Origin of the sequence: Pedobacter alluvionis (assembly GCF_003664035.1) — a bacterium.
GTDB lineage: Bacteria > Bacteroidota > Bacteroidia > Sphingobacteriales > Sphingobacteriaceae > Pedobacter > Pedobacter alluvionis.
The window spans coordinates 860,204-883,654 of the sequence record NZ_RCCK01000010.1; the positions used below are offsets into that span (position 1 = coordinate 860,204).

Sequence of the window (23,451 nt, forward strand, 5' to 3'; positions counted from 1 at the left end):
AATTTTATAATTACAAATGAAAAGATACTGTTTGGCTCTTGATCTGGTTGATGATGAAAAACTTATCGCAGAATATGAAGCGTACCATGTTAATGGATGGCCTGAAATTAAACGCAGCATAACTGACTCTGGAATACTGGATATGGAAATCTACCGCATTTCTAACCGCTTATTTATGGTGATGGAAACGCAAGACGATTTCAGTTTCGAAAAAAAGGCACTTATGGACGCTTCCAACCCACGGGTTGAGGAATGGGAAATGTTAATGTGGAAATATCAGCAGGCACTGCCTTTTGCAAAACCAGGTGAAAAGTGGGTGTTGATGAAAAATATATTTCAGTTAAATGGCTAGCGATAATAAAAGATAACCGCGGGCCGAAGTTGCCCCTGGTTATCTTTGGAACTAGTAGTTTGGTTGGTCTATATCAGGCTGTATATTAAGTTTTTAAAACTTGTAAAACATTCCTACAAATGCCAAATCGAATCCAATAAACTTGATTTGCAGTAGGAGGAGCGTTTTAAGCATTAATTTCAAGCCTGTATCCTTTAGACCGTATCACAACAATGTTGATCGCAGGATCGGCCTCCAGTTTTTTTCTAAGTTTTGATATAAACATATCCAGGCTACGGCCTACAATAACACCTTCGTCTTCCCATATTTCTTTCTGCAGCCGGCTTCTCTCTATAAGTTCATTAGGAGACCGCGCGAAGATGAGCAGTAACCTGGTTTCAGTCCCGGTTAATTCTATCATCTTTTCGTTTATGGTGAGTTTACGATTTTTCGCATCAAATAAAACCGACCCCAACGTAATCATGTCTGGATGCTGATCATCAATGGGTAAAGCTCTTCGCGGTTTAACAGATCTGAAAAAAATAAAACCAACAAAAGCTAAAAATGGCAGGCTGCCCAAAAGATATCCATTCTTTGCGGTATTTATGCCTGTCGGTTTCAGTTTAATGTCGATTATGTAACGTGCTCTTGGCTGTTTTCTTCCTATACACGCTATAATTTCATCTTTTTTATTTTTGGATATCGCGTAGGCATAGGCTACGCTGGAGTCGCTAAAGTTCAAAACTTTAACAACATAATCTTCTGCCAATGGGTCATTGGCCAACAAAAGTTTAGTGGTATTCACGAGGGAGATGGGGTCGAAAGTAAATTCCTTCTCAAATCTGATCTGGTACTCATTTTCAGCGACCTTTTTTATCGGAAGCACTCTTGATGTGCTGTCGCCCGACTGTAAAAGTAGTTCATGTCCGATCCGGCGGAGCAAAACTTCTCTTCTGGCGAAATCAAAGTCCTCGTTGCCGGTCATACTGAAAGCCGCACAGGTGACAGCGATAAACAAAACCAGTATGAATCCAAATAGGTATTTACCTTTCGCGTAGAAGTGATTTTGTCTATCAAGCATAGTGTCAGCTTTTTATTTACAAAGTTTACATTTTTATTTACAATTCAAATGTCTCAAGCTGGAAAATGTCAAAGTAATTTTGCTGCATCAACTTTGATAGCACATAAAAAAATAAAAGAATGTCTATCTGATTTGACTTATCAAGAGAATCTATATGTTATTTAGTAAACCCCAAAAATCATGAAAAAATTAATTTATGCACTGATGTTACCACTGGTTGTGGTGAGCGGACTAGTATTTGCTAATCGTGAAATCAAGACTGAAACTGCTAAAAAGCCGTCCTCAAAATCACTTTCTATTGCGGAAAGGAAAGCCGAAAGGAAAAAATGGGAGGCTACACCCGACGGCATAAAGTACAAAAAATGGGAGGCTTCTCCTGAAGGAAAAAAAGTGCTTGCCGGTGCCGTTAAAATAAGGAAGCATATACATGCTTTCACCAATATGGAGGCAGTTGTAACTTCTCTTTCTCTTCCGCCAGGATCAAGATTAGGTTTTGGTGTTATGGCCAGGATTAATGGTGAAGATTACATAGTAAAATTTGAGCCGGAAAAGTCTCAACTCGAGCAATTGCATAGCCTGAAAGTTAACGACAAAATAATGTTAAGGAGCCACAGCGTATCGCATGCGCCTAAGTATTCATATCCAATAATATTTTGCGAATATGTGGAACTTGATGGTAAAGTGATTTTTAAACGTGTTCCCCGAAAAGGAGGTTGCTAAGTAAAAATATATACATTGTTTTTAATGCTTGCTTTTAACATTTCTTCCAGGGGACATCTTAGCAAAAGCATCAGAATCCATAAAAAGTAAGTCCATAAGGTTTTGAACGGAATAGTTTTGGATTAAAGTAACATCGGGTCCATACCAGGAAGAAAGTTTTTCTAAACATTCTTCCTGGTTAACCTATCGAATGGACACATCTGTGCATTTTGGAGCGCCAATTATCCAAAACGCTTTGCTGTTTTCTCTTTCGTGGATGAAAAATACTCGTGCTGAAAAATCACACAATCAATTTTAAATATTTTTATCACTGACTGGGGATATATTGTATATTTGTTTAGCCACATCAAAATATTGCTTAACAGATTATTAACCAGACAATAAACAATATGAAAAAAGTAATTCCACTTACCGAATTATCTACTGAAGAATTATACAAGAAAAAACAGAGCATAAAGGGGGCATTAATCGGGCTTGGTTTGGTAATGCTTGCCGCATTTCTTGTTTTAATTTATCTTGTTATTACGGCTAAAGCGCCAAAAGTTCTGGCAACTATTCCCATATCCTGCATGCTGGCATTGTTACCAGCGTTTATTAGCCTTGGCCAGATTAATACTGAAATTAAAAACCGCAATTCAAAATAACGAATTTAATGTCATCCGATTGCCTAAATTGTACCGCTCCGGTAACACAGAATTTTTGCCCTAACTGTGGACAAAAATCTTCTACACACCGCTATTCTATCAAACATTTCCTGGCCCACGACTTTGTTCATGGTATATGGCATGTTGATAAAGGTATTTTATTTACCCTTAAAGCACTTTTTACCCGGCCAGGCCATAGCGTGCGCGAGTTTATCCAGGGCAAAAGGGTTCCTTATTTTAGTTTTGTTACGCTCATCCTACTTATCTTGACGGTATCAAGTCTCATTTCGCCGTATACCCACTTTAATATGTCTGATCTGATGCCGGAGGGAGGCAAGGCCGTGATGAGTAGTAGTGAAAAATTTATCTCCGAACATCCAAAGCTGATATTGATTGTAACCATTCCCATTTATTCCCTTTTATCTTTTTTATGGTTCAGGAAAGCGAAGCTTAATTATTCCGAACACCTGGTGCTAAATTCAAACCGTGTTATCGTAGAACTGATTGTGGGCCTGCTTATTTCGGTGGTTACTATTTTTTATACCGATACCAAAGTGATTGTTTTTTTTACTTATGGCATGGGTTTGTTTTTAGGGCTTTTTTATAGCATCTGGTTTTATTACCAGTTTTTTTCTGCTTTTAACTATAGCAAAACAGCCTTGATTTTAAGAAGTATTTTTGTTCCGGTATCGTACAACTTATTAACCTTTATAATTGGAATCGTTTTAGCTATTATTTCAAAGCATTGAATTTATTTCAGCATCTTTCCTGCTATATAAAAACCTCTTCCCGAGGTAATAATTGGTTCATATTTTGATAGCTTAAAGTTATGATTAATGTTAGCCCCGAAGTAAAGCAACAAGCGCTGTTATTTCTCTCAAGGAACCAGAAAATAGCTGCTGTTAAGGTTGTTAAAGATCACAGTGGCTGTGGTTTAAAAGAAGCAAAAGATTATGTAGACGACCTGGAAGAAGGAGTACAGCAACCTATAAGCAATCCGGCAGATCTGGATGCAGAGCTATTGGTTATTCTAAGTCAGGGCAATAAGTTAAATGCTATTAAACATTATAAGGATGCAACGGGCGCAGGCTTGGCCGAAAGCAAAGATTATGTTGAAAGGCTAATGCAGTTTAAGCCTGGCAGCAATACGGTGCAACAAAGCAGGGATACCGATATTAAAAATATCATCTCTGATAATTCCGGGAATAACCAAAATCCACTCAAAAATTTTATGATAAAACTGTTGCTCGTTATTTTGATTGCAGCAGCTTTAACCTATCTCATGTTCAAAATTTAGCAGGAACATAGTGCAATATTTCCGTTAGAATTTAAAAGTGGTGTTCAGAAATCTTATCTTGATTTCACACACAAATAAATCTTAAGAATATGAAAATCACATTAGACACAAAATCCCTTTTGCTGGGATTCTTGGGCGCTGGCTTAATGTTTACGGCCATCAGTTTTAAAAACGGACAAGATCAAACCGGGGGAAGGTACCACACCGAAGTAAATGCCAATAATATGGTCGTGATCGTGGATAGCGAAACCGGAAATTACATTATTGCCCCTCCGGTAGAGCAAACTGGAAAAACGACTTGGATAAAAGGCGAGTTTAATAAAACATTTAGTACGGCGGTAGACAATAAAAGAGAGCCAAAATAGTAAAGTTTTATTGTCGCAGTAGATCGTCATTGCGGGCGAACATTCAGCAATTCTTCATCTTAAAGTCGTCATTTCGACCGTAGCGGAGAAATCTATTTTCTAATAGCATAGATTTCTCCATTCCGCTGCGCTTCAGTCGAAATGACGATTTTTTGGATTGTCATCCTGAGCGGAGTCGAAGGATTTTTTAATTGTTTTTTTACCATATAGCTTTAGTTAAATTTTAAGATGTAATCTATGGGTATTTAAAATTAGAGCCGTCACCCTGAATTCATTTCAGGGGCTATTTTGCATAAAAGATGCTGAAATAAATTCAGAATGACGATCGCGTTAAAAAGGGTTACAAAAAATTAATCATTACGAATAACAAAGTCTACCCCAACTTCCTGCCCGTATTAATTACATTAATGCCATTAAAACGGGTAGTTGCGCTACCATGCGAAACAGCACTTGCTTGCCCTGGTTGACCTTTACCATCCGAAAATGTTCCGCCCAGGCGGTAATCGTTTTGATCACAGCATTGTACGCACGAGTTCCAGAATTCCTGTGTATTGGCCTGATAGGAGGCATCTTTAAACATACCAACAATCTTACCTTCTTTAATTTCATAAGCTAATTGTGCGCTGAACTGGAAATTATAGCGCTGTTGGTCGATAGAATAAGAATTGCGGCCAAACATATAAATGCCTTTTTCTACATTTTTAACCATATCGGCCGCGCTTAAAGGTGCATTTCCCGGAGCTAGCGAAACATTGGGCATCCGCTGAAACTGGATGCTGTCCCAACTGTCGGCATAACAACAGCCTTGCGATTCTTTTAAACCTAAAATATGTGCCTGATCACGGATGGTCTGGTAATTCACCAAAATCCCATCTTTTATGATGTCCCATTTACCACATTTTACGCCTTCATCATCGTAGCCCACTGCGCCTAAAGAACCCGTTTCCAATTTATCGCCGATAATATTTACTTCTTTGCTCCCGAAGTTGAATTTTTTCGATTCCCATTTATCCAGTGTTAAAAAACTTGTTCCGGCGTAATTGGCTTCGTAACCTAAAACGCGGTCGAGTTCTGTTGGGTGACCTACCGATTCGTGGATGGTTAAAAACAGGTGCGAAGGATCCAAAACGAGGTCGTATTTGCCTGGTGTTATAGGTTTGGCTTTTAGTTTTTCGTCAACATGCACCGCTGCTTCACGTACATCTTCCAGTATATCGTAGCGTTTTTTGTACATCGTAACCGGACCGCCTTTTATTTTTTCTTCTTCTTTAGGTTTAAGGTATTCAAAACCCATCCCCATTGGGGCGCTTAAGGCATTTCTGGTTTCGAATTTACCGCTTGCTGCATCGGTTTTGGTTAGGGTAAAGGTTGGCCAGATTCTGTGAATATCCTGATCAATGTAAGATCCGTCAGTAGAGGCAAAATATTTTTGCTCGTTGATCATAAAAAGGTTAGAACTGATATACTTTGCACCGCCTTTCATCGCCTCACTGTTTACTTTTAAGAGGAGATCAACTTTGTCGGCAACAGGTACTTCAAAGGCATTAATCTCAACCGGTGTTTTCCAGTTTACTTCGCCATATCCTTTTTGTGCCGCCAGTTGAACCGGTTCTTCCATCAGTTTGGAATTTCCTTTTGCAATGGCTACGGCAGCTTCAGCAGCTTTGGCAATGCTGGTATCGTCCATATTGTTGGTTGCTGCAAAACCCCAGCTTCCGTTGGCAATTACTCGCACGCCTAAACCGTAGGATTCAGAATTGGAGATGTTTTCTACGCGCGTTTCCCTGGTGGCCACAACCTGGTTCAGGTAGCGGCCTATGCGCACATCGGCATAAGTTGCGCCTCTGCTTTTTGCAGCGTTGAGCGCAACATCAGCCATTTTTTTCTTTAAGGCAACATCAACAGGCGTTAAAGATTCTTCAACAGAAATCATTTTGCCAAAGGCAGGAATATTGGGCAGCATACTTGCGCCAAGCCCAACACCTGTCATGTATAGGAAATCCCTTCTTCTCAATTTTTTGATTGTTTTTGTGTACGAAAGAGTTGTCATTCATAGTAGAATCGTCATTGCGAGGAGGAACGACGAAGCAATCTTACGACGATCGCTACCAGCGTGCGCATTAAGATTGCTTCGTACCTCGCAATGACGGATTTTTTTGGTGGGAACTGCTACCTTAAACCGCGTCTGATAATGAAGTAAACGTAAAATCCCTGATTTTCATTGGCGGGATTAATCCGCTTCCTGTTCTTACCGGTTTACCTAAAGCTTCTACATTGTTGAGCATAATTACCGGGCTTTCGTTAAACCTGAAATTTTTGATCGGGAATTTAATTTCTCCGTTCTCAATGTAAAAAGTACCGTCACGCGTTAAGCCGGTAAGTAATAATGTTTGCGGGTCTACAGAACGGATGTACCAAAAACGGGTAACCAATATACCTTTTTCAGTGCTCTTAATCAGGTCTTCCAAAGATTGTGTGCCACCTTCAATAATCATGCTGCGGCTAAATGGAAGTGGTTGAACATTTTTCTGTGCAGCCCAATATCTTGAATAAGACAGGTTTTTAACTACTCCTTTTTCTACCCATTGCGTTCTTGTTACCGGCAAACCTTCGCCGGTGAAGGTCGAAGATGGGATTTCGGTATTCATTGGATCGGAGTATATATTTACGTTTTCTGAGAACAATTGCTCTCCTAAACGGGTACCTCCTCCTTTTTTGCTCATAAAACTCCGGCCTTCGTCGGCACTTCGGGCATCAAATCCCCTGAACATATTGCCAATAATATCGCTGGCAGCAAGTGGTTCCAAAATAACGGTATACTTACCAGGCTCAATGGCTTTTGCGCCTGCAGAACCATTGGCTTTGCTAGCTGCAATTTTGCTAAGTGCCAGCGTATCCATTTTGTCGAGGTCATTAAAACCTTGCTCAACGTAGCCTGATCCTGTTCCTTGTTTGTTCCTAACGGTTACCGAAAAAGAAACATCGGTACCTTTATTGTAGGCGAACAAACCTTTAGAGTTCAAGATCGCGTTAAAACGGGTTGAGTTTTCCAGGAAACCGGCCGCGTCTAAACCAGCTGCTTTTGATACACTTAAACTTTTACCCACCATTTCGGCCCTGGTATCAGGCGTCATGGCAGCGGTTTTAGCATTAAAGGTATTTGATTCGGCAAAAGTCTGTGGACCTAACGGAGGCATAAACTCAGGATTTTCTGGTGCCAGCATGGCCAGTTCTTCTGCTCTTTTTACCACCTTTTGTAAGGAAGCATCATCAAATTCATTTATAGTTGCCGAACCTGTTTTTTTACCAAAAGTTGAGCTAACCCCTAAACTCATGGTACTGATCTGTCCTGCGGTAGAAACGGCGTTACGGGCATAACGGATATTCCCGCCATCAGAACCGTTTAAACCTACTTCGCAGAAATCGGCTTTAGAAAAACCGATTACTTTTTTTAATATCGCTTGGGCTTCTTCTTTACTTAATATGGCCATAATTATATTTTTCTTGCTGTATTGATAACATTAACTCCATTAAACCTGGTGGTGGCACTGCCATGCGAAACGGCACTGCTTTGAGAAGGTTGTCCTTTTCCATCATTAAACGAACCGCCTAAACGGTAGTCACTTTCGTCGCAAATGGCATTACACGAATTCCAGAACTCCTGCGTATTCGCCTGGTAGGCTACATCGTTGAGCATGCCTGCAATTTTACCATCCTTAATTTCGTAGAATATTTGTCCGCCAAACTGGAAATTGTAACGTTGCTGATCGATAGAAAAACTTCCATCGCCAATGATATAAATGCCTTTTTCAATATTTTTGATCATATCATCAACACTCAGTTTTTCTTTGCCTGGTTGTAGCGAAACATTTGGCATACGCTGAAACTGAACATCATCCCAGCCCTGTGAATAACAGCAACCATTCGATTCTGTTAAGCCGATAATGTGTGCCTGATCACGGATGGCCTGGTAGCTTGTTAGTATCCCATTTTTGATCAAATCCCATTTTTTACACTTTACGCCTTCATCATCGTAGCCAACAGCACCTAAAGAGCCTACCTGGGTTTTATCGGCTACAATATTTACTTTATCACTGCCAAATTTGAAATTTTTTGATTCCCATTTATCTAAAGTAAGGAAACTGGTGCCTGCGTAATTGGCTTCGTAGCCTAAAACACGGTCTAATTCTGTAGGGTGGCCAACCGATTCGTGGATGGTTAACCAAAGGTGTGAAGGATCTAAAACCAGATCATATTTACCTGGCTCAACCGATTTTGCCTTTACCTTTTCGCTTGCTACACGGGCTGCTTCTTTTACATCTTCCAGCATATCATAACGACCTTTATAACGCGTTACAATTCCAGTAACCTTATCTTCCGGGCGGGCATGCATATATTCATAACCTTTACCAGAAGGCGCACTTAATGCATTCCGTGTTTTAAATTTACCCGATTCGCGGTCAACTTTAGTTACGTTAAAAGTAGGATAGATGCGGTGAACATCCTGATCGATGTAAGAGCCATCAGTTGAAGCAAAGTATTTCTGCTCATTAACCGCGAAAATAACGGAATTTACAAAATTGGCTCCATTCTGCATGGCCACGTCGTTTACATTCAGAAGCAGGTCTACTTTCTCCTTTACCGGAACTTCGAAGGCATTGATTTCGATAGGCGTTTTCCAGCTTACCTCGCCGTAACCCTTTTGCGGAGCTAGCTGAACTGGTTCCCCCTGTATTTTGGCATTTGCTTTTGCAACGGCAACCGCTTGTTCGGCTGCTTTGGCGATGGCATCTTTGGTTACATTGTTTGTAGCAGCAAAGCCCCAGCAGCCATTGGCTAAAACGCGGATGCCTACACCATACGATTCGGTATTGGCTACGCCTTGAACACGTTTTTCGCGGGTGGCTACAAACTGGTTTAAATAACGCCCGATGCGGATATCGGCATAAGTTGCACCTTTTGATTTTGCTGCATTTAGTGCAACATCAGCCAGTTCTTTTTTAATTTTTACATCTACACCATCTAGCGCCTGTAAGGGATCTATGGGAGTTCCGAATGCAGAAAGGTCGGGAAGGAGCAGGGCACCCATACCCATTCCGGATAAGTAGAGGAAGTCTTTTCTTTTCAATTGGTTGAGTTTAGTTAGTTTACGATTTCAATATAGCCAATTATGAGGTGAAAACTGGAAATGGATTATAACATTTTAGTTTCAAAGGCAGAAAAAGGAGCTGTTTTTTCTATTAAGGTTTTTTTTAACCACAGATGAGCACGGGTAACCACAGATTTTTTGTTTTTTTCTTCGTTGTCATTCTGAACGTAGTGAAGAATCTTTTAATTATATGTTATTCTTGCTTGCGCTCATTTCCAGACTAGTACAGAAATAGTTACACGATTTCATCGTTGCAAACGATGTATTATTAAACGCTCGTTAAAAACGAGCGTGAGCGGAGTTTCGAATGACAGCAAGCGCGCGACTTATTTAACAGCCAAAATCCTGGCCTCGTACCATAAAAAGGCAGCAGCGAGTAAAAATCCGGCAAAAAACCACCAAAGTGATACTTCTTTCTCCAGAACAATGTCTGCTAATTTGTTTTTTGCCTCAGTAGTATTCAGCTTTTTGATAAACTGATGTGTTCCATCCAGCTTCTCCTGGTTTTTGAGTGCTTGCCAATCTGCTTTTCCATAAATATAAATCGACTCAATCGTTTGGTTTACCTGCAAGTTAGTCCAGCCTGATTTTTTAGGCCAATAAAAAGCATCCCATTGAAACGGAAGCTCCATGTTTTGCCTTGGACTGAGTAAAAAGCTATCAATTTTTAATGTTGGTACTTTGTCTGATGTTGCCAGATCTGCAATGATCCTTGTTTTTTGATTCACAACAGGGAATTGAGGAATAATGTTCACCGATTGAATATCGTGTCTTTTTCTTGCCGTATTGGCCAAAAGTTTAGACCAATAGGTTGCATAATCATTTTTTTGTCCTGAAAGTAACCAGTTGTATGTGGAAGAAAGTGTAGAGACCAGTATTTTACCATAACCGTTAATGGTGCTATTGACTATCGTTTTTCCGCTTGCCTCAATAATAACCGACTGCTCATTTTGCTTTGTCTTTAAAAATAATGCTTGTTCGAGCGGCAATGGATTAAACTTGAAATGATCTTCTGCAAGAATTAAATTAAGTGTTTTCCCTTTTAAAGGAACTTCATACCGGTTGGATTTACCACTAAGCGTTGTTAAAGCTTTTGAGCCTGCTACCTTGATCAGTAAGCCCATTCCATTATTAACAGCCATATTTATCGAGGACTTTTCACCTGGGCTTATGGCGGACAATTCTTCTTCATCAATGATCATAATGTCGAATTTTTTCAGGGATGAAGTATTGATCTGATTAAGGTTTACGCTATCCAGATTAAGGAAATTGAAAGCATATTTGTTTTTACTAATCTGACTTCTAAAAGCCAATGGATATTGGTTTTCATAGAGCCAGTTTTTTAAAAATTTATATTCGAAATCTGGAAAAGAAGCCAGTATTAGCACTTTCATAGGTGCCTGGTCACCAACTTGTACAGGAACCGGGTCTTTAGCCAGGGTATCTTTTTTTTGCAAACTGATCAATTCATAAACAGCTTTTCCTGTTTGTTTTGGGGCAGTTTTAAAAGAGAAGGCTTTGTTCGATTTTGCTTCAATAACGGTGGAGTCTACTGTTTTACCTAAACCTTTAAGGAAAAGTTTGACCGATTCATCGCCTGAATTTTGATAAGTGCCCTGAACCTGTAATAATTCGGTGGTTTTTAATTTGGCTGGCCAATTGGCAGCGATAATGCCGTTAGGATTTGGAGATGGATGGAAGTTGATCTGGTATCCTTTAAGCTGCTCCAATTCGGGTGCATTTAATCCATAACCGTAAATAGCCAGTTTTCGGATATTTGGATTCGATTTTAAGAAATAGGAGAGGTCGGAAAGAATTGCTGCCTTTTCATTTTTTAAATCTACCGATGGAAGTGCATATTTTTTCCCCTTTAGTTTTGAAACAGAATCAGGATTTGTGCCGTCGGTGAATAAAATAATTTCATCAGGATTTTGTTTTAGGTGTGTTTCATATCTGATCGGTACAATTAAAAGTACAAAACAGCTTACCGCGATGATATTGACTAAAATACGCCACATTAATCGTGCTCTATTTGCTCTGCGGATTTCTTTGTAAAGCAAAAAGACCAATAAAACTAAGCCAACCAGAACAGCGATGTATTTAAATTCCATATCTATCTGTTGGTTTTGTTAAGGTTATTAAAATAGTTTTGATACAATGCCGAAGCTGGTCCGGCACTTTGTATTTGTGGTTTGGCCAATTCGACATTGATCATTTTCTGTATGGCCTGCTGTACCAGATCAATCTCTTTAAGCATTGGTTTATTTGCTGCACCTAACCTTCTTAACCTTGTTAGGGCATTTAAATAAGTTGAGGGATGATCTGCAGCTGCACCAATCATGTATTTTTCTGTTTCGCTAAGTAAGAATTGATCTTGCCCACTAAACTTCTTGCCTGTTTTTCTGCTTTCCAACAAGGCGAGTGCTGCTTTTAAAGAAGCTGTTCGTTTTTCTTTTTGCTCAAACGACATTTTCTGCACAGGCTGTGTGATTTTGTCCAGCTCACCGCTTAAACGTTTCTCGGGTTTTAAAGCCGAAACTTTAACCGTGGTTTTTGCCACATAGGCCCGCGATTTCTGCTGCAGATCTTTGAGCAATCTCAATGCTTTATATTCGTAAGGTAATGCTTCCTGTGGTTTGTGAGTCCGTAAACGCAGTTCAGCATTCCACATTTCAGTTAAAACGGCTTTTAATTGCGCTTTCATTTCGGGTTCGAAAAAAGTGGCATCTTCAGCAATATCATGTTTATGGGCATATTTGTCCATAATGGCACTTACATCACCAAATTTTTCACCCTCAATTTTATGTTCCGCATGCTCATCGTGGTCGTCGTGATCACCGCCAATTTCAGTTTCATTCTCTTCGCCTAAAAACTGCCCGTAACGCAACCTTAATAACTTTTGATCAATCCCCAAGTCGTTACTTCTGGTTTTAAAAGTTGCAGCAGGCAATGTTGATTGTTCTTTCAATAATTTCTCGGTATCGATAATGATCTGCCTTTCGCTTCTGAAATATTCCGGAACCAGGTTAACGCCATTGGTCATCCCGGCTAAACTCATTAATTCGGTGGTATCAACAATTGAAACAAAATACACATCTGAACGGCTAGATTGGCCGTGGTTATCCATGGCTTTGATGAAAAAGTAAAGCTCATCACCCGGTTTCATACCAAGGCTTTTTAAGTCGATCAGTTTACTTAGCGTAAGGTTCCTTTTGTTATCAAAATTGGCATTAAACGGCAGCTTTTTTTCGGTAAAACTTACCCCTTCGCCTTTGCCACTAGCCATGGTTGCCGATATAAAAGCATCGTTGATCCCATAATCATCGGTGAATGATACATGGAGATTAAATTTTTGCGGCTGACCGATATCAATGGTAGTGTGCTGTTTTGGTTGCGTAATTTTAATGGTTACCGGCAGATCTGGAATCACTTCAATCTGGTAGAGGTCTGATTTTTTGTCATCAAGATCCAATTGGTAAAAACCTGATTTATTGATTGTTTTGCTGAAAGTCCATTGCGTATGTGCTGCATTTAGAGCTTTTAAAGGCACAATTTCTTTATCGTTAAAAATAAGTCTTAACTTTTTAATGCCAATATTCGTTTCGATTTTCCAGTTTATGCTTGCACCTGTTTCCGCAGCAATGGTAAACTGCTTTTGTTTCCGTTCCCCTTTTCTGGTATAGGCGGGCGGAATGATGGTGGCACTAAAAGTAGAAATCTCTGCCGGTATATTTTCTTTTATTGCAGGAACCGGATTTTTGGTTTCCTCAGCTACGGAATCTGTTTTGCTGATTTGAGGAATTTTTGTAATCCCAAAGCTGATCATCAATGCCATAACGAGTATCGATAAGCCAAAATATAACCTTTTAACAGGTTCTTTCGGCTGCGACAAATTCGGGATGATGTTTTCTATTTTGTTGCGCTGCAGTTGTTGCAGCATGGATAATTCTGTTTCGTTTTGAAGCAGTAAATCGGCACTTTCTTCCAATTCGGGGTAACGGTTATTAAGAAACCTCGAAACATCAAAATCAGTAATTTTCCAAACCGGCTTGCTGAACAATAAAATGGCGGCAACAATTGTGAAAATAATCGCAAAAATCCAGGCAGGTAAATGTAGCAGATAAAAACCTGTAACCGATAAAAGTAAAGCAATGCCAAAAGCAATGGCAAGAGTGCCGATCAGGTAAAAACTGATCCACCTTGTTTTCAGGTTACGTATCCAATTTTGTCCTTCAGTTTTTAACATCGTTTGGTTTTTTTCTGAATGATAAAATACGTTCGGTAACAAAAATCAACAATGCAGCGATCCAAAATAAAGTCCCAAGCGCCTTATTTTGGGTGGTTTTGATAGTCGATTTGGTTTTGTCAGGTTGAAAGAGGTCATTTTGCTTGGCCGATAAGCGCCTCTGATCGGAAGGGTGGTTTTCAAATCCGAAATCTGCTGTATTGTCCGCTCTGATTACAATTGGCATCAATGCTTTTACAAACAAACCATCCCAAACTAATTCATTCCATTGTGGATTAAACCGGCTGTAAAAGTGGAAGATGTGTAAAGCATTGGACTTTTCATTTGTTAATATTGCATTTCCAAAACCATCGGTCCATATTTTTTTAGCTCCATTTATTGAGGCAATTCTTTTACTCAATTCAATATGGCGGCCATCCAGGTTTATGAATGAAGATGAGGCGATTACTTTTCCTTTTTCATATTGAAATAAGGCTCCATTTGGCTTGATTGACGATTTAAAGACCGAAGAAACAGGATCATCCGACAACCAGAAACCAATATCTATTTTCCCGGAAGCAGGATTAATGATTATTTTTCGTTTTGTAAAGTTGCCAATAGCTTTTAAAGCAGCAATGAGATACTTGCCATCCGCAATTCCAGCAGCTTCGTGTATGGCAATATTTATCGGTACTTCATCTCCTGAATTTAAAGCCTGATAACTGGTATTGGACGGATTCGATTTTGCTTCATATTTTTTTCCTGCATACTCGGCAATCCAGCTGCTTAAAGTATCAGTTTGGTTTAGCGGAATGTACCTCAGTTTATAGTTAACTGTTGATAGTTCGTTGCCAAAATGGTTTAAGCGCCGATCTGCAAAAAGATAAACGCTTGCACCTACCGGAACAAAATGATTGGCCGCACTAAGTAAGGCTGTATAATTTAGACTATTCGTCTGTTTTGCTTGATTCCCAACGGTATCTTTTAAGGTTAACTGCGTAAAACCCACATTAAAATCGTGGATTTCATATCCCTTTTTTAGCAAGGAGTCAATCGTTTTTTTATGTGTTTTGAAAACCTGTTGAAAAGTAGCTTTATCTGCCAAAATCCATCCATTTTTAATATTCGCAGAAATATTTTTTTTAAAATAAGGCTGAGCCACAAGAAATGCCAGTATTACCAAAAGCAAACAGCGCAGCAATAACAAAAGCCAATCGTTAATTTTAAAACTTTTGGAACTTGCCCTCGAACTTTCACCCAGTAGTGCAATGCTACCAATCTTAACTGTTTTGCCCTGTTTTACATTCCACAGATGGATAATGAGCGGAACAATTAATCCTGCCAGCGCCAGTAAGCCTATGGGGTATAAAAAATGCACTGCTTAAATTCTAAGTTTACTTCTTTGTTTTAAAAAATCCCTTAATGCCTGATCCAGCGGTTCGTCAGTTGTAATTGTCCGGTAAAAAATCCTTCTATCCAGAAGCTTTATCCTGCTTTCTTCCAGGTAATCATTAAGTTTGTTTTGATAGTTGGTCCTTTCTTTCGTTTGATCAATCTGAATGGTTTCTCCTGTTTCCAGGTCTTCGAAAGTCGTATAACCTTTAAAATCAAGGTCCAGCTCATTTCTTGATAATACATGAAAAACCACGATTTCGTGCCTCAAAGTATTTAGCGTATCCAATAATTTGATGATTTCATCGTCTTTCTGGTAAAGATCGGTCACGAAAATCAGCAATTCGCGTTTTTGGGTACCTGCAAGCAACTCTTTATAATGGATAGGTTTGGTAAATGTCCCGTCGGGATGAATCTGCTCCAGCTGGTAAAACAACCGTGCCAAATGCTGGTAATCCTGCTTGGGTGTCATGGAGAAAATTCCCGAGTTTTTCAGTACATACAAACCAATCGCATCGCCCTGTAAATTGGCAAGGTAAGCTAAAGAGGCACCGAGGTATCTTGCATAATCTATTTTGGTAAAATCGCCATCACTATGGTTCATCGAAGCGCTGGCATCAATTAATATGCGCACAGCAATATTGGTTTCTACCTCCGATTCGCGGATATAATAACGGTCGGAACGGGCAAACATTTTCCAGTCGAGCGAGCGCAGATCGTCGCCAGGCTGATAACTCCTATACTGGCTAAACTCCAATCCCGGTCCCTTTACGGTACTTTTATTAATGCCGTTCATAAAACCATCAATCGTCATTTTCGCCGATAATGAAAGGTCTTTGATGGCCATCAATATTTTAGGATCGAGCAGTTTACTCATTAAATGTTAGCTTTTGGTTTAGAAATGGCTTTGATCAGTTCGTCAGTTACTTTGTCTGATGACACATTTTCGGCCTCGGCTTTAAAATTCATTAATACCCTGTGGCGCAATACCGGGTAAGCCATGGCTTGTAAATCTTCCATAATCACCGCATATCTGCCTTTAAATAATGCCCTTGCTTTTGCTGTTAAAATCAATGCTTGCCCGGCGCGTGGACCAGCGCCCCAGCGGACCCATTCTTTTACAAAATTTACCGTGGTGGTATCAGGTCTGGTGGCGCGGATAATCTCGCTTACATAAGTAATCAGATCATCACTAATACTTACTTCGCGGGTAATGGCCTGCAATTCCTTAATTTCTTCTGCACCGATAATCGGGTTGATTACCGCTTTTTTGCTACCTGTGGTACTGCTTAAAATCTGATTTTCCTCTGCCGCTGTAGGGTAACCGATTTTGATATATAAGAGAAAACGGTCTAATTGTGCTTCGGGCAGGGGGTAGGTTCCGGCCTGTTCAATCGGGTTTTGGGTAGCGAGGATAAAAAATGGACGATCCAAAGGATAGGTTTGTCCGCCATAAGTTACTTCAAATTCCTGCATGGCCTCTAAAAGAGCCGATTGGGTTTTTGGAGGCGTCCGGTTTACCTCATCGGCCAGGATAATATTGGCAAACAGCGGACCTTTATTAAACTTAAAAAAACGTTTCCCCGTTACGTGGTCTTCTTCCAGTATTTCGGTACCCACGATATCGGTAGGCATTAAATCGGGCGTAAATTGGATTCTTCTGAACGAAAGGTCTAAAGCCTGCGACATGGTTCTAACCATTAAAGTTTTCGCTAAACCTGGTACACCTTCCAGTAAACAATGTCCGCCCGCCATCAAAGCGATCAGCATTTCTTCAATGATCACATCCTGACCCACAATTACTTTCTGTATTTCGCTTTTTAACAGGGAGATCTTATTGATCAATATTTTTAGGTTGCTTTCTGAACGCTCCAAAACGGTTGATTTTTTAGTATGACGATATTGTGCTTCAATATAGCGCATATTGGCAGATAGTTTTAGTCGTGAGAAAAGAATATCAAAAAATTTACAAGATAATTTGGATTAAAAATGCAATTAATAAAAAATGAAGGTAATTTTAGGCTGTGCGAAGAGCTAAATTTACATTTGCGAGGTTAAAATATAATTCGGGCGATTGGGATACCGATCAGCGCATGCCATCTAATCTGTTAAATTCTCTGCTGGAGTATACCACCATTCCTTTAGACGAAGAAGAGAAAATTGTAGAATTGAGCAGTCGGGATTTATTTAAATATCCCTTTTGTTATTTAAGCGGGCATAAACTGGTTCAATTTAGCCAGCAGGAAGCTGTAAATTTTAAAACTTATGTGCATAACGGAGGCTTCGTTTTTGTGGATGATTGCAACCATGATATTGATGGTTTATTTGCCCGCTCGTTTGAAACACAGATGGGTAACCTTTTTGGCCCTAAGGCTTTAAAGAAAATCCCAAACAACCACGGTATTTACAACGCTTTCTTCAAGTTTGACAAAGGCCCGCCAACTACTTCTTTTGAACTAAACGGCTGGGGCGATGATCTGGTGCACGATTACCTGAAAGCAATTACAATTAATAATAGGATAGGGGTGCTCTACAGCAATAAAGATTATGGCTGCGAGTGGGATTACGATTTCAGGAACAAACGTTTTTTGGCCGAGGATAATACCAAGTTTGGGGTAAATATTATTTTGTATGCTATGGGTATAAACAGTTAATCCAAATCTATTTCGTGCTGTCAGATGTTATAATCTGATAGGTTTAGAACACTACATCAGGTGATAATGATCATCAAAAACCTCCATCACCGATGCTTTTATACCAAAGAATGCCAGTTTTTTACAAAACTCATTGCTGATATCTTTCGCAGAAACAATGCGGATTACTTTGTCGCAATCTTCCAGATCGATAGACCATTCTGAAATATTCTGCAACCCTGCAACGGCCAAAGCAATTAAACTGCTATCGCTGCCCGATTCTATAGTGGTAGAAATGATGGTAATGTATCTGGACATATTTTAGGAATAATAAAGGATTTCAAGATCAATTCATAGCTGCAACTGATCTTTTGTAAATGCAAACGTAGGAATAATTTGTAAACAAACCAAACGTTCGGTATCTTTGTGAAATGGAAAATCCCTATAAAAGAAAAAAAGAGCCTGAGGTAAGTAAACAGCTTATTTTAGAAGCAGCTGCAGAAATCGGCGCGTCAGATTGGCATCGCGTTACTTTTCAGGCCATTGCCGATAAAACGGGTTTGAGCAAGGGGGGCATTATCCATCATTTCCGAAACAAAGAAGATCTGCTAAAAGAATTGATGAACCAAAGTTTGGCAGAGCTTACCGAGTGGATTATAGAAGAAAAAAAGTCATCGGGCAATGAGGAAGGGAGTTTGGCTTACCTACGCTTTATTATTGGTAAAAGTAACGATTTACATTATCGGAGAACCATGAAAATTGTGATGCAGGTTGTACTCATTAACGAGGAGTATCGCAAAACATGGGATGAATGGTCTAATCTGTATATTGGAAATGGCGACGATACCAGACAGGGCATAAAACACCTGATTATGATGCTTGTAGCTGATGGGTTGTGGTATTCGGATAATCTTGGTATTTATAACATCAGCGATAAAAAGAAGCAACAAGTACTGGAAACCCTCATTAATCTTTAAACTGAAATATCTTTTGCTCCCCCAGTTATCAAACTATAATTTTATGGAAGAACCCATCGAAACTACCGTTCACCAAAATAAAACTTTTACCGATATCAATTATGCTGGTAAACAGCTGCTAAAGCGAGAATTTATTAAATGTGAATTTATAAGATGCGATTTTTCTAAAAGTGATCTGAGCCATAACGACTTTGTGGATTGTGAATTTAGCCATTGTGATTTCTCTCTCACTCAGGTAAAAGGCACAGGTTTTAGTAATATTACCTTCAAAGACTGTAAGATATTGGGTATTGATTTTTCTACCTGCAATAAATTTATGTTCTCTTTTTCTTTTAGTGGTTGTATTTTAGATTATTCTGTTTTTTATGGTGCCAAGCTCTGGAAAACAAATTTTATTAACTGCTCACTAAAGGAAGTAGATTTCGAATCAGCCGATTTAACTTCAGCTGTTTTTAATAACTGCGACCTTACCGCAACATCTTTTAACCGGACAATTCTGGAGAAAACTGATTTCCGCACGGCAAGTAATTTTTCTTTCGACCCTGCGCTGAACAAAATGAAAAAAGCCAGATTTTTGTCTGCTAACCTTTCTGGTTTATTGGATCACTTCAAACTGGATATTGAAGATTAGTCCGCTAATTTTGAATTGATTAACCAATTTCAATAATTTACCGGTTAACCAAGCTCCAACGCATAAGCTGTTTCGGCCTTTGATTGATTCAGGACCAAAAAGCTCTGGATATTTACTACATAAGCCAGTGCTCCTACATTGTCTCTGAGGAAATTGTTATAAGAAATCATATCGGGCATGGCGCCGAGCAGGATTATATGCATTGGCTGTAAAGCTGTTATATTGATTTTAACCATGGCGGTATTTCTTTGTTCTGGTTAATCAATTTACCTGTATGTAGAGTAAGTTTTATCTTTAATGATGTCTTTGTTGGTTGATTATAACAATTTCATTATCGTTAAATTTCATACTTTTGGGTTATTAACCAATTACACCCGATATGTTTATGAAATTGCTTTTTAAAGCTTGCACACTTTCTGTTTTAATCTGTTCATCTATTCTGGCAAGTGCACAAACTGTTACTTTAGATTATTTTTTTAATAGTGAAACCCGAAAAAATAAAGCGGGAGAGGTAGAGCGTTTTCATTACCTGTGGAATGAGCAGGCAATGAGTGGTTTTTCCATTTTTGGTAATGTATTTAAAAAAGAAGGATTTAAATTGGATTCGCTTGAAACAGCACCAACAATAGCTAATTTAAAAGGAAGTGATGTTTACTTAATTGTAGATCCCGATCGTCCGAAAGAAAATCCTAAACCGAATTACATAGAAGCTGACCACATTGCTGCAATTTCTGCCTGGGTAAAGCAGGGTGGGGCACTGGTAATGTTTGCTAACGATAGTGCAAACGTAGAGTTACCACACTTTAATAAATTGGCTAATGTATTCGGCATGCACTTTACCAACGAAATGCAAAATCATGTAATTGATGATGCACATTTTGAAGATGGCGGCATCGTGATCAAAAATAATCCGGTGTTTAAAACGGCAAAAAAAATATTCATGAAAGATGTATGCTCAATCGACACCAAAAACGGGGCAAAACCGGTTTTGAAAAATGCGGCTGGTGCAACGGTTATTGCCACTACCAGATTTGGTAAAGGAAATGTAATTGCCATTGCTGATCCATGGCTGTACGATGAATATGTTAATGGCCGTTTACCAAAAGAAATGGGCTTCGAAAACGATAAAGCTGCCTACGATCTGGTGGTTTGGTTAAAAAGCCTCGTTAAAAAATAATTGCTTAAAGTTTATCCAGTTTAAAATAGCCTAAATGAATCTCATCTTCTGGTAATCCTGAAGATGATTTTATTTCGATGTGGTATTTCTGTTTGGCCTCTTCACTTAAAATATCCTCAATTTTATAAATATCATCTACATCGATTCCATATTTTTCGTCGATGTGCGAATTGGCTCCTTCGATTGAATTGGTTTTAAAAAACACCGTTTTTTTGGCATCCTGAATGGCTTTAGCCCTTTCATCATGCACTGATAATACAATATGGTGCTGTTCGTATAATTTGTTTGATAAATAGCCCCCCAGGTTGATAAAGAACAATTTATGTAGCGATGGCGACGTATGCTCATCCCTTAATTTAATGCTGATCCCGTAATCATCAACTTTGGTTACTTCCCGCCATCCATCAATATGCAGGCTTGTACCTGTTCCTGGCCAAAATGCTTTAATTTCGGGCACAAGATCTTTTAGTGAATGGGCGATGCCGAAGAAATAATCGTGCTGCTCTACGTTTCTTTTGGGCGCTTTCGATCCCAGTAAAATCATATATAGTTTTAAATCGTTCATAAGTTTAATTGTTCACTGGTACATTAGCTCGATTAGTCATTCATTTAACACTGGTTGATTGACTCCAAACTCCTAATTCACTCACCTTTTAACAGCATTAATCAAAATAGGTTCTTAGAATTTTGTGATTTCCTTTATTTTTTCACCACCGAGAACACAAAGAAAGGCACAGAGGGCTAAGGGTTGAGGGCGAACTCCAATAGAATGGTCGTCATCTCGACTGTAGCGCAGCGAAATGGAGAGATCTATCTAGACAGATTTCTCGACTGCGCTGCACTCCGCTCGAAATGACGGTAACCCGAGGGGATTTACGAGGAGAAAATAAATTACTCCTCAGGATGACAACCGAGAAAGAGTATTCCTCGTTTCGTGCCTCCACGGCAATCAATTCCATCATTCCTCTTACATTTTCCATCGATTTAAAACAATTTCCTTTTTTTAGGATTGTATAAATTATAAATGGATACGAAAACAGCAAAAAAGAAAATTGCCATCATTGGTGGCGGCCCGAGTGGTCTGTTCATGTATAAAAGATTAATTGAATCTAAAGCTCCCAACTTCGAAATAGAGATATTCGAACGTAAAGATTATTTAGGAGCGGGTATGCCCTATAGTGCTGAAGGAGCAAATGTAGAACACATTACTAACGTGTCTGACAATGAAATTCCAGTCATATATAACTCAATTGAAGAGTGGGTGAAAATTGCACCGAAAGAAATTTTAGAAAAATTTGATATTAATGCGGATAAATTTAACGAGTATAAGGTATTGCCCAGATTGTTTTTTGGTGAATATCTTTCCGCTCAGTTTAAATTATTAAAAGAAGTTGCAGAAAATAACGGGATTAAAACCAATGTGCATTTAAATTGTATTGTGGAAGATATTATTGATTTACCTGGAGATAATCAGGTAGCGGTAAGTGTTAAAGGACGTGATCAAGCTCATTTCGACCAGGTAATCATCTGTACCGGTCATAATTGGCCAAAAAAATACGAAGGTAAAATTCCTCATTATTTCGATTCACCATATCCGCCCAAAAAAATTGCTTTAGAACTGAACCACACCGTTGGCATTATGGGCTCTTCGTTAACTGCCATTGATGCCTTAAGAACCCTGGCGCGACAAAATGGAAATTTTTCCGATAATGAAGATGGTACCTATTCGTACCACCTAAAGAATAAAGGTTTTAAAATCGTGATGCACTCCAGGAGCGGGCTATTACCAGCGATCAGGTTTCACCTGGAAGACTCGCATTTAGGGAAGGACGAAACGCTAAGTAAAACTGAAATCCAAAAAAGTATCAAGGTAAATGGGGGCTTTTTGCCTTTGGATTTTGTATTTGAGAAAAATTTTAAAGAGATGTTCATTGAAAAAGATCCTGTTTTTTATGAAAAGATCAAAGACATGAATCTTGAGCAGTTCGTAAGTGCGATGATGGACTACCGCGAAAAAATGGAACCATTTGATCTCTTCAAAAAGGAATATGAAGAAGCAGAAAAATCGATTGAGAAGAGAAAATCGATCTATTGGAAAGAGGCACTTGCCATTTTAAGTTTTGCGATGAACTACCCGGCAAAATACCTTTCAGCAGAGGATATGGAACGCTTGCAAAAAGTGTTAATGCCACTTATATCCATTGTAATTGCATTTGTACCCCAAAGTTCGTGCAGGGAACTATTGGCCCTACATGATGCTGGTGTATTAAATATTGTAGCTGTTGGCGATGATGCAGAAGTAAAACCCTTAAAAACCGGGGGTGCAGATTACCATTACAAAGTAGATGATAAAAAGGTTACTGTCCATTTCGATACCTTTATTGATTGTATTGGTCAACCGCATCTTTCTTTTGATGATTTTCCTTTTAAAAGTTTAATTAAAAATGGGACCATAAGTCCGGCAAGATTAAAATTCCAGTCGGCTGCTATTGGAAAGGAAGAAATGAAACATAATGATTTCGTGACCAAAAAAGGCGATAATTACCTTTTAACTGTTCCAGGTATCACCATCAACGATTATTTTCAGGTGGTAGATGAGGCTGGGCAGGCGAATAAAAGAATCTATATCATGGCCGTTCCATACATTGGTGGTTATAATCCCGATTATTCCGGAATCGATTTCTCTGAAGCAGCATCTGGAGCAGTGCTGGATCGTATTTTGAGCTAAAAACTTTTATTATTTTTTGGTTAAATATAGATAGTGTCTAATTTTAGACACTATCTATACAATTTTCTCAATACATTCCGGAAAGGTCCTGTTTTTAATTT

Annotated in this window: 23 protein-coding genes; 11 read left to right on the forward strand and 12 right to left on the reverse strand. The window is 39.0% G+C overall.

What is annotated here, in order from left to right:
• The first annotated feature begins 16 nt into the window (after positions 1-16).
• On the forward strand, positions 17-352 hold the full coding sequence (locus tag BCL90_RS03845; RefSeq protein ID WP_121282699.1) for an L-rhamnose mutarotase: 336 nt from the start codon (positions 17-19) through the stop codon (positions 350-352).
• Positions 353-518: 166 nt separating this feature from the next.
• Here BCL90_RS03845 and BCL90_RS03850 read toward each other — a convergent pair whose 3' ends face one another.
• Entirely contained in the window at positions 519-1,412 is an 894-nt protein-coding gene (locus BCL90_RS03850; protein WP_121282700.1) for a winged helix-turn-helix domain-containing protein, read from the reverse strand.
• Positions 1,413-1,592: 180 nt separating this feature from the next.
• Between BCL90_RS03850 and BCL90_RS03855 the strand changes: the two genes are divergently transcribed.
• From BCL90_RS03855 to BCL90_RS03875, 5 genes are all read left to right on the forward strand, one after another.
• Positions 1,593-2,132 carry a hypothetical protein gene (locus tag BCL90_RS03855; RefSeq protein ID WP_121282701.1) on the forward strand — a complete coding sequence of 180 codons (540 nt, stop codon included), beginning with the start codon at positions 1,593-1,595 and terminating at the stop codon, positions 2,130-2,132.
• 389 nt (positions 2,133-2,521) lie between these two features.
• On the forward strand, positions 2,522-2,776 hold the full coding sequence (locus BCL90_RS03860; protein WP_121282702.1) for a hypothetical protein: 255 nt from the start codon (positions 2,522-2,524) through the stop codon (positions 2,774-2,776).
• An 8-nt stretch (positions 2,777-2,784) separates the two neighbouring features.
• The gene (locus BCL90_RS03865; protein WP_121282703.1) at positions 2,785-3,525 is read left to right on the forward strand and encodes a DUF3667 domain-containing protein; all 741 of its coding nucleotides are present in this window, start codon (positions 2,785-2,787) and stop codon (positions 3,523-3,525) included.
• A gap of 80 nt (positions 3,526-3,605) precedes the next feature.
• Positions 3,606-4,073, forward strand: coding sequence for a ribosomal protein L7/L12 (locus tag BCL90_RS03870; RefSeq protein WP_121282704.1), 468 nt, complete (start codon positions 3,606-3,608; stop codon positions 4,071-4,073).
• Positions 4,074-4,162: 89 nt separating this feature from the next.
• Positions 4,163-4,438, forward strand: coding sequence for a hypothetical protein (locus tag BCL90_RS03875; RefSeq protein WP_134380559.1), 276 nt, complete (start codon positions 4,163-4,165; stop codon positions 4,436-4,438).
• A 373-nt stretch (positions 4,439-4,811) separates the two neighbouring features.
• On the opposite strand, the gene BCL90_RS03880 is transcribed toward BCL90_RS03875, so the two are convergent.
• The 8 genes from BCL90_RS03880 to BCL90_RS03915 all read right to left on the reverse strand — a co-directional run bounded on the left by BCL90_RS03880 (position 4,812) and on the right by BCL90_RS03915 (position 17,127).
• Positions 4,812-6,452: a TldD/PmbA family protein gene (locus BCL90_RS03880; protein WP_121283441.1), complete on the reverse strand. Its 1,641-nt coding sequence runs from the start codon at positions 6,450-6,452 to the stop codon at positions 4,812-4,814.
• A gap of 160 nt (positions 6,453-6,612) precedes the next feature.
• Complete coding sequence (locus BCL90_RS03885; RefSeq protein WP_121282706.1) at positions 6,613-7,929, reverse strand: TldD/PmbA family protein; 1,317 nt, start codon at positions 7,927-7,929, stop codon at positions 6,613-6,615.
• Between the two features lie 2 nt (positions 7,930-7,931).
• On the reverse strand, positions 7,932-9,566 hold the full coding sequence (locus BCL90_RS03890) for a TldD/PmbA family protein (RefSeq protein ID WP_121282707.1): 1,635 nt from the start codon (positions 9,564-9,566) through the stop codon (positions 7,932-7,934).
• A gap of 347 nt (positions 9,567-9,913) precedes the next feature.
• Positions 9,914-11,698, reverse strand: coding sequence for a hypothetical protein (locus BCL90_RS03895; RefSeq protein WP_121282708.1), 1,785 nt, complete (start codon positions 11,696-11,698; stop codon positions 9,914-9,916).
• A gap of 2 nt (positions 11,699-11,700) precedes the next feature.
• Positions 11,701-13,833: a DUF4175 family protein gene (locus BCL90_RS03900; protein ID WP_121282709.1), complete on the reverse strand. Its 2,133-nt coding sequence runs from the start codon at positions 13,831-13,833 to the stop codon at positions 11,701-11,703.
• On the reverse strand, positions 13,820-15,190 hold the full coding sequence (locus BCL90_RS03905; RefSeq protein ID WP_121282710.1) for a BatA domain-containing protein: 1,371 nt from the start codon (positions 15,188-15,190) through the stop codon (positions 13,820-13,822). The genes BCL90_RS03900 and BCL90_RS03905 overlap by 14 nt, the downstream gene beginning before the upstream one ends.
• A gap of 3 nt (positions 15,191-15,193) precedes the next feature.
• Positions 15,194-16,081 carry a DUF58 domain-containing protein gene (locus BCL90_RS03910; protein WP_244095048.1) on the reverse strand — a complete coding sequence of 296 codons (888 nt, stop codon included), beginning with the start codon at positions 16,079-16,081 and terminating at the stop codon, positions 15,194-15,196.
• Positions 16,081-17,127 (reverse strand): AAA family ATPase, encoded by a 1,047-nt coding sequence (locus BCL90_RS03915; protein ID WP_121282711.1) that lies wholly within the window; start codon positions 17,125-17,127, stop codon positions 16,081-16,083. Before BCL90_RS03915 ends, BCL90_RS03910 begins: the two co-directional genes overlap by 1 nt.
• 101 nt (positions 17,128-17,228) lie before the next feature.
• Here BCL90_RS03915 and BCL90_RS03920 point away from each other — a divergent pair, with 101 nt between their 5' ends.
• A complete protein-coding gene (locus BCL90_RS03920; RefSeq protein ID WP_121282712.1) occupies positions 17,229-17,858 on the forward strand; it encodes a DUF4159 domain-containing protein in 630 nt (209 codons plus the stop codon).
• Between the two features lie 51 nt (positions 17,859-17,909).
• On the opposite strand, the gene BCL90_RS03925 is transcribed toward BCL90_RS03920, so the two are convergent.
• The gene (locus BCL90_RS03925) at positions 17,910-18,155 is read right to left on the reverse strand and encodes a hypothetical protein (RefSeq protein WP_121282713.1); all 246 of its coding nucleotides are present in this window, start codon (positions 18,153-18,155) and stop codon (positions 17,910-17,912) included.
• Positions 18,156-18,268: 113 nt separating this feature from the next.
• Here BCL90_RS03925 and BCL90_RS03930 point away from each other — a divergent pair, with 113 nt between their 5' ends.
• Together BCL90_RS03930 and BCL90_RS03935 are read left to right on the forward strand one after the other, a co-directional pair.
• Entirely contained in the window at positions 18,269-18,814 is a 546-nt protein-coding gene (locus tag BCL90_RS03930) for a TetR/AcrR family transcriptional regulator (RefSeq protein ID WP_121282714.1), read from the forward strand.
• Positions 18,815-18,857: 43 nt separating this feature from the next.
• Positions 18,858-19,445, forward strand: coding sequence for a pentapeptide repeat-containing protein (locus BCL90_RS03935; RefSeq protein ID WP_121282715.1), 588 nt, complete (start codon positions 18,858-18,860; stop codon positions 19,443-19,445).
• A 44-nt stretch (positions 19,446-19,489) separates the two neighbouring features.
• Here BCL90_RS03935 and BCL90_RS03940 read toward each other — a convergent pair whose 3' ends face one another.
• On the reverse strand, positions 19,490-19,681 hold the full coding sequence (locus BCL90_RS03940; protein WP_121282716.1) for a hypothetical protein: 192 nt from the start codon (positions 19,679-19,681) through the stop codon (positions 19,490-19,492).
• A 149-nt stretch (positions 19,682-19,830) separates the two neighbouring features.
• On the opposite strand from BCL90_RS03940, the gene BCL90_RS03945 reads away from it, so the two are divergent.
• Entirely contained in the window at positions 19,831-20,622 is a 792-nt protein-coding gene (locus BCL90_RS03945) for a lacto-N-biose phosphorylase central domain-containing protein (protein ID WP_121282717.1), read from the forward strand.
• A gap of 4 nt (positions 20,623-20,626) precedes the next feature.
• Here the strand turns inward: BCL90_RS03945 and BCL90_RS03950 are convergent, their stop codons facing one another.
• Positions 20,627-21,187 carry a DUF1543 domain-containing protein gene (locus BCL90_RS03950; RefSeq protein ID WP_121282718.1) on the reverse strand — a complete coding sequence of 187 codons (561 nt, stop codon included), beginning with the start codon at positions 21,185-21,187 and terminating at the stop codon, positions 20,627-20,629.
• A gap of 459 nt (positions 21,188-21,646) precedes the next feature.
• Between BCL90_RS03950 and BCL90_RS03955 the strand changes: the two genes are divergently transcribed.
• Positions 21,647-23,350 carry an FAD/NAD(P)-binding protein gene (locus BCL90_RS03955; RefSeq protein ID WP_121282719.1) on the forward strand — a complete coding sequence of 568 codons (1,704 nt, stop codon included), beginning with the start codon at positions 21,647-21,649 and terminating at the stop codon, positions 23,348-23,350.
• The last annotated feature ends 101 nt before the right edge of the window (positions 23,351-23,451 follow it).

Excerpts from the sequence above, each read along its gene's own strand:
- BCL90_RS03845 (WP_121282699.1), top strand. The coding sequence starts at position 17 with ATGAAAAGATACTGTTTGGCTCTTGATCTGGTTGATGATGAAAAACTT.
- BCL90_RS03850 (WP_121282700.1), bottom strand. The coding sequence starts at position 1,412 with ATGCTTGATAGACAAAATCACTTCTACGCGAAAGGTAAATACCTATTT.
- BCL90_RS03855 (WP_121282701.1), top strand. The coding sequence starts at position 1,593 with ATGAAAAAATTAATTTATGCACTGATGTTACCACTGGTTGTGGTGAGC.
- BCL90_RS03860 (WP_121282702.1), top strand. The coding sequence starts at position 2,522 with ATGAAAAAAGTAATTCCACTTACCGAATTATCTACTGAAGAATTATAC.
- BCL90_RS03865 (WP_121282703.1), top strand. The coding sequence starts at position 2,785 with ATGTCATCCGATTGCCTAAATTGTACCGCTCCGGTAACACAGAATTTT.
- BCL90_RS03870 (WP_121282704.1), top strand. The coding sequence starts at position 3,606 with ATGATTAATGTTAGCCCCGAAGTAAAGCAACAAGCGCTGTTATTTCTC.
- BCL90_RS03875 (WP_134380559.1), top strand. The coding sequence starts at position 4,163 with ATGAAAATCACATTAGACACAAAATCCCTTTTGCTGGGATTCTTGGGC.
- BCL90_RS03885 (WP_121282706.1), bottom strand. The coding sequence starts at position 7,929 with ATGGCCATATTAAGTAAAGAAGAAGCCCAAGCGATATTAAAAAAAGTA.
- BCL90_RS03895 (WP_121282708.1), bottom strand. The coding sequence starts at position 11,698 with ATGGAATTTAAATACATCGCTGTTCTGGTTGGCTTAGTTTTATTGGTC.
- BCL90_RS03900 (WP_121282709.1), bottom strand. The coding sequence starts at position 13,833 with ATGTTAAAAACTGAAGGACAAAATTGGATACGTAACCTGAAAACAAGG.
- BCL90_RS03910 (WP_244095048.1), bottom strand. The coding sequence starts at position 16,081 with ATGAGTAAACTGCTCGATCCTAAAATATTGATGGCCATCAAAGACCTT.
- BCL90_RS03915 (WP_121282711.1), bottom strand. The coding sequence starts at position 17,127 with ATGCGCTATATTGAAGCACAATATCGTCATACTAAAAAATCAACCGTT.
- BCL90_RS03925 (WP_121282713.1), bottom strand. The coding sequence starts at position 18,155 with ATGTCCAGATACATTACCATCATTTCTACCACTATAGAATCGGGCAGC.
- BCL90_RS03930 (WP_121282714.1), top strand. The coding sequence starts at position 18,269 with ATGGAAAATCCCTATAAAAGAAAAAAAGAGCCTGAGGTAAGTAAACAG.
- BCL90_RS03935 (WP_121282715.1), top strand. The coding sequence starts at position 18,858 with ATGGAAGAACCCATCGAAACTACCGTTCACCAAAATAAAACTTTTACC.
- BCL90_RS03940 (WP_121282716.1), bottom strand. The coding sequence starts at position 19,681 with ATGGTTAAAATCAATATAACAGCTTTACAGCCAATGCATATAATCCTG.
- BCL90_RS03945 (WP_121282717.1), top strand. The coding sequence starts at position 19,831 with ATGAAATTGCTTTTTAAAGCTTGCACACTTTCTGTTTTAATCTGTTCA.
- BCL90_RS03950 (WP_121282718.1), bottom strand. The coding sequence starts at position 21,187 with ATGAACGATTTAAAACTATATATGATTTTACTGGGATCGAAAGCGCCC.
- BCL90_RS03955 (WP_121282719.1), top strand. The coding sequence starts at position 21,647 with ATGGATACGAAAACAGCAAAAAAGAAAATTGCCATCATTGGTGGCGGC.